General features: G+C 43.7%; 9 protein-coding genes. All 9 read right to left on the bottom strand.

Annotation, left to right across the window (positions count from 1 at the left end; all coding sequences use genetic code 11):
• Positions 1-3: 3 nt before the first annotated feature.
• The 9 genes from J2T13_RS02415 to J2T13_RS02375 all read right to left on the bottom strand — a co-directional run bounded on the left by J2T13_RS02415 (position 4) and on the right by J2T13_RS02375 (position 11,966).
• A complete protein-coding gene (locus J2T13_RS02415) occupies positions 4-927 on the bottom strand; it encodes a helix-turn-helix domain-containing protein (RefSeq protein WP_429367977.1) in 924 nt (307 codons plus the stop codon).
• Between the two features lie 21 nt (positions 928-948).
• Positions 949-1,953: a Gfo/Idh/MocA family protein gene (locus J2T13_RS02410; RefSeq protein ID WP_429367975.1), complete on the bottom strand. Its 1,005-nt coding sequence runs from the start codon at positions 1,951-1,953 to the stop codon at positions 949-951.
• 349 nt (positions 1,954-2,302) lie between these two features.
• Positions 2,303-3,289 (bottom strand): cation diffusion facilitator family transporter, encoded by a 987-nt coding sequence (locus J2T13_RS02405; protein WP_429367973.1) that lies wholly within the window; start codon positions 3,287-3,289, stop codon positions 2,303-2,305.
• A gap of 135 nt (positions 3,290-3,424) precedes the next feature.
• Entirely contained in the window at positions 3,425-4,180 is a 756-nt protein-coding gene (locus J2T13_RS02400; protein ID WP_429367971.1) for a YheC/YheD family protein, read from the bottom strand.
• Between the two features lie 89 nt (positions 4,181-4,269).
• Positions 4,270-4,698: a PaaI family thioesterase gene (locus tag J2T13_RS02395; protein WP_429367969.1), complete on the bottom strand. Its 429-nt coding sequence runs from the start codon at positions 4,696-4,698 to the stop codon at positions 4,270-4,272.
• 109 nt (positions 4,699-4,807) lie between these two features.
• The gene (locus J2T13_RS02390) at positions 4,808-6,478 is read right to left on the bottom strand and encodes an AMP-binding protein (protein ID WP_429367968.1); all 1,671 of its coding nucleotides are present in this window, start codon (positions 6,476-6,478) and stop codon (positions 4,808-4,810) included.
• Between the two features lie 67 nt (positions 6,479-6,545).
• Complete coding sequence (locus J2T13_RS02385; RefSeq protein ID WP_429367966.1) at positions 6,546-8,327, bottom strand: acyl-CoA dehydrogenase family protein; 1,782 nt, start codon at positions 8,325-8,327, stop codon at positions 6,546-6,548.
• A 20-nt stretch (positions 8,328-8,347) separates the two neighbouring features.
• Complete coding sequence (locus tag J2T13_RS02380; RefSeq protein WP_429367964.1) at positions 8,348-9,544, bottom strand: acetyl-CoA C-acyltransferase; 1,197 nt, start codon at positions 9,542-9,544, stop codon at positions 8,348-8,350.
• Between the two features lie 25 nt (positions 9,545-9,569).
• On the bottom strand, positions 9,570-11,966 hold the full coding sequence (locus J2T13_RS02375; protein WP_429367962.1) for a 3-hydroxyacyl-CoA dehydrogenase/enoyl-CoA hydratase family protein: 2,397 nt from the start codon (positions 11,964-11,966) through the stop codon (positions 9,570-9,572).
• Between the last annotated feature and the right edge of the window lies 1 nt (position 11,967).

Below are 11,967 nucleotides of genomic sequence, written 5' to 3'. Positions count from 1 at the left end.
TCCTCACTTATGATTTTTTTGCTTCGTGTTCCGATATTTAGCAGGCGTCATAGCCAACCGCTTGCGAAAAACAGTATGCAAGTAATTCGCATTCGTAAACCCCTCAGATAGAGCAATTTGTTCTATCGAAAAGGAACTTTCCTCAAGTTTCTGGCATACAGCCTGTAATCGAGTATCTTCAAGAACCCTACTGAATGGTCTATCTGGATTCACATGGCTGAATATTCTTTGCAACTGTCTAGAGCTGATATTCAACTTTTCTGCAACATTCTCTAAAGTCACGGTTGCCGAATAATTCGCTTCGATATATTGAATGGCATATTCATAACGGTATGTTAACATATCTCGAACCGGCGCTTCTGATGTGATCCTACCTGTATCATAGGTTCTGACTGTCTTCAATAAAATACTGATTACAAGATGTTTAATAGAGGTATAGTAACCGCTAAATTTACCATCACATGCGGAATAAGCCTCAAGAAAACATAACATAGCTTTGTGGTAATCCTGTGCAGGCACTAAGGGCAGATTCCGAAGTTTTTCAATGGATTCCTCTGCTTCATTAACCTCCCAAGGATCCACAACTTCCCTGAATTTTTTCTGGATATCGATATGCAAGCAGAGTTCGTCCATGGACTCTTCTGAATCGGCCTCTTGATAATGCATGACGCCTGGACCCGTTAAATAGAGCATTCCTTCCGACAGGGGGTAGGTCTGATCACCAAGAATGACCTTTCCTTTTCCTCTCGGAATAAAATGAAATTCGAACTCCGAATGATTATGGAAATTAACAACTCTTCCCGGTGGAAAAGACGTTAAATGGAAGCTTAGAACTCTAATTTCGTAATGTCCCCATGGAATTGATATATCCAACCTTTCAAGGATATCCTGTTTCTCAAACATGATCTCGAAGGGAAACTTACTCAATGTTACAACCTCCTAAACATCTTAAGAACTTAATTCATTTAACCGAATAACACGTCCTTCTTTAGCAGAGCGGTTCGCCATCTCCACCAATCTAGTAAGCTCTACTGCCAGCTGAACATTTTCAACAGCAAATGTGTTATTCTGAATGTGATTGACCCATTGATGGAGTGCACTTTCACGATTCTTATGCATTCTCATTTCTGTCCAAGCATTGGATTGATCGGCTACTCTGTTCGTTCTAATAAGAAGCTTATCCTCTGGAGTTCCATATAATAGGGTCCCTTCCGTTCCATGAACCTCAATTGTAAACGGCGAGTGGCTATTCACGAAACCAGCCTCTACTACACCAATAGCTCCTGAATCCGTAAACAAGGTCGCTACTGCATTATCTTCTACTTCCTTACCCGTTACATAACCAAAGTTTGCGCTTACACCTGTTATTTCTTGGCCTAAGAAAAACTTAGTAAGGTACATGGGGTGGCATCCAAGATCAATTAAAGCACCGCCCAAACATTGTTCCATATTAAAGAAGTGATTGGGCAGCCAATCCGCAGTAGCACCATCATGAGATAAGCGAACTCTGACGTAAGTAACCTTTCCGAGCAAGCCTTGGTTTAACACATCTTGAATTGTTAATGTATACCCATCATTTACCCGCGGTAAAGAGACGGTTAATTTCACTTGGCTTCTATCTACTTCTGCTGTAACTTCATTAACTTCCTTCAAAGTTGGTGCAATCACTTTTTCTGTAAAAATGTGTTTGCCCGCGTTAGCTGCAGCAACCATAATATCTCTATGTAAATGGGTTGGAGCATTCACAATAACGGCGTCCATATCTTCTTGTGCAAGCATGTCATCGAGTGATTCGAAAAAGGGAACCTTCAAGCTCTCTGCCGTTTTTTTTCCCCGCTTGGGATCTTCATCCCAGACCGCAACAATAACGGTATCATCATGCTCCTGAACTTGTTTAGTATAATCCACGGCATGCACATGCCAATAACTTATCATACCAATTCCAATACTCATTTCCCTTGACCTCCAATATATATTATTCTGACACCCACCTATAAACTAACACATAACGGATGTAATTTTTAGTGGAATTATACGACATGAAATATATACAATCACGACATCGTTAATATATCCGCGGGTATTGTCGAGCCTAAGCTCATCACCTTGGGAAAGTATTTCATAGCTCGGTATCAGCGTTTTATATTCTCTTAGTAGCTGTCGCAATTCATATTACATTCCGTCATGTCTAAAAAAGGGGTCACAATCAAAAAGTGGTGGTGTAGGAATAAATTCCTGCACCACCACTTGTACATATTATTATGATTTGTTTACAACTCATCTACATTAAAGTTGAAATACTCTATTTGCTAGCATTCCAATTTTGCTGATCATCATCCTCTATAATCCCGAACGTAACATCTACGATGTCCGGATCTTGTAATACAAGATTTCGAATATCGAATTTAATATCATCTGCCTTAGCAAGCGTAAAACCTTTTTCAAGCTCGATCAAGCCATCTACATGATAGTAACGGCCTTCTTGCATAATCCGTAGCGAATAAATATCTTTCACATGTGGTGCTTGAAGAATAATATTCGAAATTCTTGTTTCTATTTCTTGGGGTGCTGCTACTCCAATCAGTCCCACCATATTATCGTAACCCACTTTAAAAGCAACTCCGACCATTAGTACACCAATTAGAATTGTGGTTACTCCGTCCAAATAGGGCGAAGCTACAAACGAAGTAATAACGATGGTTATAAGTGCAAGAAGTGCTCCTGTTACAGCTACAAGATCCTCGTAGAATACCAGTCTTGTTGGGGGTGCTGAACGACTCACATTTTTAAATGCTCCTGCTACAATTCCCAGACCCTGTGCCTCTACTCGAGCTTCATGGAGAATTTCTTTCATCGCTTTATACAGAATAGCCCCGTCAACCGCAACGTTAATTACAAGTACAGCCACACTTAACCAGAAGTATCCTCCGCTCTGCTCCGGATGTTGGATTAAATGTATCCCTTCGAGGATCGTTTCGTATGCCATAACGGTAACGACGAGGACTGCGATCATACAGAAAATGTTGATGACACGCCCGAATCCAGTTGGGAAACGTCGTGTAGCTTTTTTCTCCGATAGTACACTTCCGATAAATACAAAGCCTTGGTTAATCGCATCTGCAAGTGAATGCATAGCCGAGGCAAACATCGTTCCACTACCGCTCAATGTTGCAGCAACCGTCTTAATTGCAGCCAGTACTGCATTACCTGTCATAGCAATCGCAGACGACTTGTTTCCTTTTTTAATTAACTGCCATAGTGTTACTTTGTCTGTGGATACGGGTCTCATTGTTCCTCCTAAATACTCGCAAGTGAAGTTAGATGACTTTTGTCTTCTAGCGAATGATATATACATTATGTACTAAAAATACAATATCAATTATTCGAAATAATTGATACTATATTTTCAGAAATCCCGTCTATTTTATTTCAATCTCCCATATTGCTTGGCATAAGAAACGATTCGTTGATAATCTTTTTTATTCTTCATGTTCTTCAAAGGATAGAATTGGGGTCTCGTATTCACTTCCAGAATCCACGGATTTTTCTTGGAATCCATCGCCACGTCTAAACCTAATTCCCTGAATCCCTTCTTATGTTGATCGAAGTTATTTCCAACGGAGACACCCAATTTCTTCAATCTTGTTTCCATATGTTGAATGGCCGCTGTATTGTACCCTGCGCCTGACATTGTCGGGTGAAAATAACCGATTTTCCCGCCTTGATTATAGTTTGTGGCCACCTTATCATTCTTTCCTATTTTCGTGAAAATGGCACTGCTAACCCATGTTCCTTTGTTTGTCTTCTGGACCATGACCCGAATATCAAAAGGTTTTTTGTTCGTTCTAGCCAGAACGATTCCTTTCTGTAGCAAAAATGATTTTTTATTGGAAAAGCGACACAGCTTATCGTACAAACGATCTATGTTAGAATAAGTAGATTTGGCAGTATTGAATTGGATTTGGTAGCTCTTCTCCTTTCTTGTAATCCGTATAATATTAAACCCTCCGGAACCGCCCGTGGGTTTGAAATAGACAGTAGAATACGAAGAAAGCATCAAAATCAAGTTTTTTTTATTAAATAGCAACGTTTGCGGAACATATTTTCTTAAATCCGGTTGCTTTAGCAGCCAGCTTGTTTTTACCCATTTGCTTTTGATTGTGGTGCTCCTGTAATTCATTACAAAGACCTCCTATTCATTTCTTAGCATATGAATGGAGGTGAAAGCTAGTCACCACTTCAACCTATATTCCCTCTTGAATTCATACATTAGACTGGTTTATTAATCACACGAAAGGTCCCCGTTCCAAATGCGCATAAATCGCCGTTCTCCGACCGTGCAAAAGCTTGGGTTGATATCATTTTGCGAGAACTGTGTATAATTTCTGCGGTTACAAAGACCTTCCCGTTCGCTATCGGCGCAACATAGTTCATCGTTAGATTACTTGTGACGACATTCTCTTGTGGTCTCGCTATCATTGCAACCAACCCCATTGCTGAATCAATTAACGTGGCATGTACGCCGCCATGCAAAATTCCGATTAAATTCAGGTGATGGGGCTTAATATCAATGGACACGATCACCTTCTGCTCACTTAGTTCTTCAAACTCACAACCCACGAACCCCCAGAACGTAGTTTTCGCTATCTTTTCCCAATATTCCAAGTCAGGATACCCGCTCCCGGAATTCGCTTTCATAAATACTCCTCCTAACCTCTTCACGCACCGAACATCACCTCAACTCTGGAATAACGCTCGGTTTCCAATATACTTAGGCTCTTGTCTGGATCTCCATCAATCATACTTATTACTTAGGCATCTTGTCTGGATCTTCATCAATCAACTTGCGTCGAAGGACTTTACCGACCAATGTTTTGGGAAACGTATTGCGAAACTCATAGATTGTAGGGACTTTATATACGGCTAATTTCTCTTTACACCAGCGTTTTAGATCAGCCTCATTGGCTGTAGAACCATCCTTCAGGATAATATACGCCTTCACAGTCTCACCACGATAAGGATCTACCACACCCGCAACAACAGCTTCTTCCACATCCGGGTGTTCGAATAACACCTCTTCCACTTCTCGCGGATAAATATTGTAACCACCCGCAATAATCAAATCTTTGCGGCGATCCAGAATAAAGAAGAACCCATCTGCATCCATCCTTGCCAAATCTCCTGTATAGAGCCATCCATCGCGAAGAGCTATATTCGTTTCATCGGGTTGTCGCCAATATCCCTTCATCACCTGCGGACCTCGGATGATCAACTCACCAATTTCACCCAGTGGCGTCTCTGCTCCCGAATCTGGATGGACAATACGAGCCTCTGTATCTGGGAAAGGAATACCTACAGAACCCACCTTACGCTTCTCCCACAGGTTGTTCGCATGCGTTACTGGTGATGTTTCTGTTAAGCCGTAACCCTCAATGAGCGTACCCCCTGTCATACTCTCGAAGCGCTCCTGTACCTCAACTGGTAAAGAGGCGGCACCGCTAATACAAATTTTCACCGAGGACAGATCGAATTTGTGAACATCAGGATGATTGATGACCGCAATATACATGGTAGGCGCTCCGGGAAATACAGTTGGCTTCAAACGGTTCATCGTCTTAAGCACTTGCCCTATATCAAAGCGTGGCATTAAGATCAATGTGCCCGCCATATGAATGGATTGATTAAGCAAAACGGTCATCCCAAAAACATGGAAAAAGGGAAGTGCGGCTAAATAGCGTTCTTTCCCAATTTCAGCACGGTAAAACCAAAGCTTACTCTGAATGGTGTTCGCAACCAGATTCTTATGGGTAAGCATGACACCCTTGGCAAAACCGGTGGTCCCTCCTGTATATTGAATGAGTGCTAGGTCTTCGTCAGCGTCAATGGGGATCTGCATAGGTTCAGCCGTTGACTGTTGTAAGAACGGAAGGAAGGATAATACACGGCTATCATAAGAGACTGGCGTCTCCGGTTTCTTAGTCTTCAAAGAATATAGCCAATTCTTAGGAAACGGCAAGTATTCCTTAATGGAAGTCACTAGAATGTAATCTAACGGATCTTTCTCCGTCGCTTTCTTCACCCGCTCCACTAGAACGTCCAGCGTTACAATCATTTGGACACTTGCGTCCTTCAACTGGTACTCCAACTCACGTGGCATATAAAGAGGGTTCGTCATCACAACGATACCACCCATCAGAAGTGTTCCATAATAGGCGATCACGACTTGTGGGCAGTTCGGTAACATGATCGCCACGCGATCCCCCTTGCGAATACCTAACTTGAGCAACGCATTCGCATAACGGTAAACCGAGTCCAATAAACCTTGGTAAGACATCTTATTCCCTAGAAAATCCATGGCTATCTTGTCTGGATACAATGCTGCGGATTGCACTAGAAACTCCGCCAAATTCTGTTTCGGATAATCAAACGTTGCGGGTACTTCAACCGGATAATGTTCCAACCAAGGTTTATCTAACATGTTGGCCACCCCATTCTCAAGAATCCGTTATAGAGATTGTTCAGAAAGCCATCGATTGAACACCTATTTACAGAACGTATTTCTCCGCTTCGACCACCCTGGCAGCAATTTTTCGTTTCAACCCTAGCGTATTAACCTGTGTTTTTCTCGTCAACTTCTTCAATACGGAAAGCTGAGTTCGAAGCATGTCACCGGATTCCATAGCTGCCAATGCTTCTTTCGCCCAACATTCAATCCGATCAAATTCTTCATGAATAAAAGCCACTGTCATATCAATCCCATTTGCCGCTTTCGCTTCTCCCACTTGATCGATCAGCTTCTTGGCACGGAGTAGAGCGCTCTCCATAGCGAAGACGGAAATCATCATGTCTGCCAGATGGCTTAATATTTCTTGTTCTTGTTCTAACTTCAGTTGGTACTTTTGTACAACTTGTGCGCCAACCATAAGGAATATCTTCTTCGCCATGGATAATAAATGATTCTCTTGCTCCAGCGTATCTTCGAATAGTTGGCCCGGGACTAACCCTAATAATTCTGATTGTAAGGCTAACGCTTTTTGCATCAAAGGTAATTCACCCTTCATCGCCCGCTTAATCAACGTACTAGGAATGAGTAAACGATTAATTTCATTCGTCCCTTCAAAGATACGGTTAATGCGAGAATCTCGATAATTACGTTCAATGCTATATTCTTGAATGAATCCATATCCCCCATGAATCTGAACACCTTCGTCCACGACGAAATCGAGCGTCTCGGAACCGAACACTTTATTAATAGAGCATTCTATCTGATATTCAGCAATGGCTTTAGCCGACTGATATCCCACATTTGGACTATCATAATCCACTTCTGCTAAACCAATATCGAACAACCCCGCCGTCCGGTAAACCATACTTTCTAACACATAAGTTCGTATGTTCATTTCTGCCAGTTTTTTGCCAATGAGCGGAAACGAAGCAATTTTACGACCAAATTGTGTACGTTCATTGGCATATTTGGCAGCGTATCCGATCGAGTCTTTCGAACCACCGACGCATCCTGCAGCCAATTTAAAGCGCCCAATATTCAATATATTAAAAGCAATCAAGTGCCCTTTGCCGACTTCCCACAACAAGTTATCAACCGGAACTTTAACATCCTCTAGAATCAATGGACACGTAGATGAACCTTTGATGCCCATCTTCTTCTCTTCCGGACCGATGCTAATCCCTTCCATAGTTCGCTCCACGATAAAGGTACTAAATGCGGTACCCTCTACTTTCGCATATACGATAAAAATATCTGCAAAGCCCGCATTCGTAATAAACTGCTTGCTTCCGTTCAGAATGTAATACTGACCATCCTCCGTCAACGTGGCCGTCGTTTTGGCACCAAGCGCATCCGACCCAGAGGAGGGCTCTGTTAGACAATAAGCTGCAATTTGCTCACCCGTAACCAGCGACGGCAAATACTTCTGCTTCTGCTCTTCCGTACCGAAATACACAATTGGAAGTGTACCGATCCCTACATGTGCGCCATAAGATAGGGCGAAAGAGGATGCCTTAGTCAGCTTCTCGTTAATCAACGTGGAGCTTACTTTATCCAGTCCTAGACCTCCATAGTTCTCTGGAACTTCAGCACCGAGTAGGCCAATCTCACCAGCTTTTTGCAACAATTCTACCGTCAACTCGTAGTTCAGCTTTTCAATTTCCTCATCTCTAGGAATAATCTCCCCAGCCACGAATTGTTCCGTTGTCTCCGCAATCATCCGATGTTCTTCCGTAAAGTCTTCTGGTGTCACGATCTGTCGGTAATCGATATCCTCAATCATGAAACTTCCACCCAACACTTTGCTCATCGTCTTACTCATCGAATCCCTCTCCTTTGTCCTCACGAGTGATTGTTATGCGGATGAACTTCAAATACACCGGCTGCACCCATGCCCCCTCCAATACACATGGAGACTACCCCATAACCACCTCCACGACGACGCAGTTCGTTAATCAGCGTAGTCGTCACTTTGGTACCTGTGCATCCCAGCGGATGTCCAAGTGCAATCGCCCCACCGTTCACGTTGACTTTCTCCTCATCAATGCCAAGTTCACGAATCACATGCACACACTGAGCAGCAAAAGCCTCATTAATCTCAAATAGACTCACGTCTGCAAGCGTAATTCCAGCCATTTGTAACGCCTTGGGTATGGCTTTGACAGGTCCCACGCCCATCATTTCTGGTTCTACACCTGCTACTGCAAAAGATCGAAACGTCGCCAAGGGTTCCAACCCAAGTTCATCGGCTTTCTCTTTACTCATAATGACAACCGCAGCAGCCCCATCACTTGTCTGAGACGTGTTACCTGCCGTTACCGTACCGCCTAGTTTAAAAGCAGGTTTCAGCTTACTCAGTGTTTCAACGTTGGTGTCCGCTCGAACCCCTTCATCGGTATCAAAAATAAAAGATCTAATCGATATTTGGCCACCTTCATCCACACTCTTCAACTCCACTTGAACCGGAGCAATCTCATCCTTAAACTTCCCCTCACCTATTGCCCTTGCTGCTTTCTCATGCGAACGTGCTGCAAAAAGGTCCTGATCTTCACGAGAAACATTGAACTTTTCCGCAACTCGCTCAGCTGTATGCCCCATTCCGATATATACTTCCGGCATTTCCTCAACAATTCTCAGATTAGGTGAAATCTTAAAGCCCGTCATCGGTACTTGGCTCATACTTTCTACTCCTCCAGCGATTAGAATATCGGCATGCCCTAACATGATCCGTTCGGCTGCAAAAGCGATGGACTGTAACCCCGAAGCGCAGAAACGATTGATCGTCAGCGCTGGAACCGTAACTGGAAATCCAGCATACAACGACATAATACGAGCAAAGTTCAATCCCTGTGCGCCTTCCGGCATGGCACAGCCGATAATAATATCTTCTACGTCCTCTTTTCTAAGACCCGTTGCTCGATCTATTACAGCTTCCAGAACGATTCTCCCCAACTCATCCGCACGTGTCTGCCCTAGACTTCCCTTCTTGGATTTGCCGATCGCGGTACGTGCCATGGATACGATTACAGCTTCTTTCATGGAATTCTCACGCTCCCCCGGAATGTTAATTTCGTAGCGCTTTACCTGTCGTCAACATATGTTGCATGCGTTGTTGCGTCTTGGCTTCACCACATAAACTCAGGAATGCTTCCCGCTCCAAATCGAGCATATATTGCTCAGTTACTAACGTACCTGCTGGCACATCCCCTCCAGCTAGTACATGGGCCAATTTCTTGGCAATCAACAGATCATGGTCACTAATATAGCCACTTTCCCTCATCCCAATAGCACCGAGTTGTAGAACTGCCTTCCCCTCAGAACCCGCGACCCGTATCTTCTCTTCGGGAATCGGCTCATAGCCTGCCCTGCTCATCCGAAGAACAGCCTGTTTGGCTTCATATATTAAATGATCCTGATTGGCAATAATGCGATCTGTCGGACGAAGATAACCTAACTTTTGGGCATCATGTCCGCTCGTTGAGACTTTAGCCATACCAACAGTTTCAAAAACTTGATTCATATAGGGTTGGAGATCAGCTTCGGGATGTCCAACCCGTTGGCTTACTCGCATCGCCAATTCCTTGCATCCTCCACCCGCAGGAATTAGCCCAACCCCCACTTCAACTAAACCGTAATACGTTTCAGCCGAAGCAATAACTTGATCCGCAGGCATGCAAGCCTCTACTCCACCACCCAAGGTCATCCGATGTGGAGCGGCGACAACAGGCTTTTCGAACCTTTTTACTTTGTACATCGTGTTCTGGAACAAGCGGATAATGCCATCAATTTCATCCCACTCTTCGTCTTGAGCCTCCATCAACAACAACATAATATTGGCGCCCACACAGAAATTCCTACCTTGATTAGCGATAATCATTCCTTCAAAATTACTCCGCACCTCCACCAAGCTTTGTTGAATCATCGTCAAAATATCTGCACCGATAGCATTGTTAGGCGAATGAAATTCGAGACAGGCTACACCGTCCCCAAGATCGATCAGGCTCGCACCGTCATTTCCTTTCACAATCTTGTTCTGCTCCTTCAAGTTGCTTAGCGAAATGATTTCCGGTGGCTGTTCAACCTGCTTGTAGCTCTGTTCAGATACAACAAATAAAGTCCCTTTCTCCTTCTTATAGAAGGATTCATTCCCTTGTGCGATCCATTCCTTCACCCATGTAGGAACAGTCAATCCTTCCTTTTCCATACGTTCAACGGACCTAACCAACCCAATCGCGTCCCATGTTTCAAACGGACCCAATTCCCAATTGAAGCCCCACTTCATCGCTTCGTCGATTTCATGAATTGAATTGGCAATCTCGCCAACCTTTTCAGCAGAGTAAATCAGCACCTGTTTTAGAATATTCCACGCTAATTCAGAATAGTGATCACCTGCAGCGATTAATGCTTTTGTTTTCCCTCTTGCACCTTTTGCCAGTTTGGCCGCTTCCAGCGAACCGGAAGTCACCTTCTTCTGTGGGCTGTATGCCATGGACGATAGATCAAGCGATAATATTTCACTACCGTTAGCGCCCTTTCTCTTCACATAAAATCCTTGGCCAGACTTCTCACCAAGCCATCCTTTGGCAACCATATTAGTCAGCGCATCTGGAACCGCAAAAGCTTCTCTCTCCATTTCATCTGCTATATTTACGTACACGTTATCTGCCACATGGATGAATGTATCAAGTCCGACCAGATCCAACGTCCGGAAAGTGGCACTCTTCGGTCGACCCATCGCAGGTCCAGTGACCGCATCCACTTCTTCTACGGTGAAACCCTTCTTCAACATCTCTTGCAATGTGATAAGAAGTCCATATGTCCCAATTCGATTGGCGATGAAATTCGGAGTGTCCTTTGCCAGAACGACCCCTTTGCCTAGAACATTCTCCCCAAATATTTTCATCTGTTGGACAATCTCCGGATCCGTCTTCGTTCCTGGGATAATTTCTAACAACTTCATATAGCGAGGTGGATTAAAAAAGTGCGTTCCTAGAAAACATTTCTGAAAGGGTTCGCTACAATCCGCGACCATCTCTTGAATCGATATCCCTGATGTATTCGAACTGACAATGGTTCCGGGCTTCCAATAACGCTCTACTTTGCTCAACAGCTCTTTTTTGACTTGAAGATTCTCGACCACAACCTCAATCACCCAGTCCACTTCTGAAATACGTGAAAGATCGTCCTCTAGATTCCCCGGAGTGATTCGATCTGCAAAAGCAACATCATAAAGGGGCGAAGGCATATTCTTACTCAATTTTCCGATGGCTTCCACAGCCAAACGATTTCTGACTGTAGGATGTTCGAGTGTATATCCTTTTGTCACCTCATCATCAGTCAATTCTTTCGGTAACCTATCCAACAATAAGCACGGAATTCCGACGTTAGCCAGATGTGCTGCAATGCCAGAACCCATAATGCCTGAGCCGATGACAGCCGCCTTGCGAATGGATTTGTTCATC

This window comes from Paenibacillus sp. DS2015, from assembly GCF_050433705.1.
Classification (GTDB): Bacteria; Bacillota; Bacilli; order Paenibacillales; family Paenibacillaceae; genus Paenibacillus_AQ.
The sequence above is the reverse complement of the archived record's forward strand: the minus strand, read 5'-3'. Positions and strand labels throughout refer to the sequence as shown.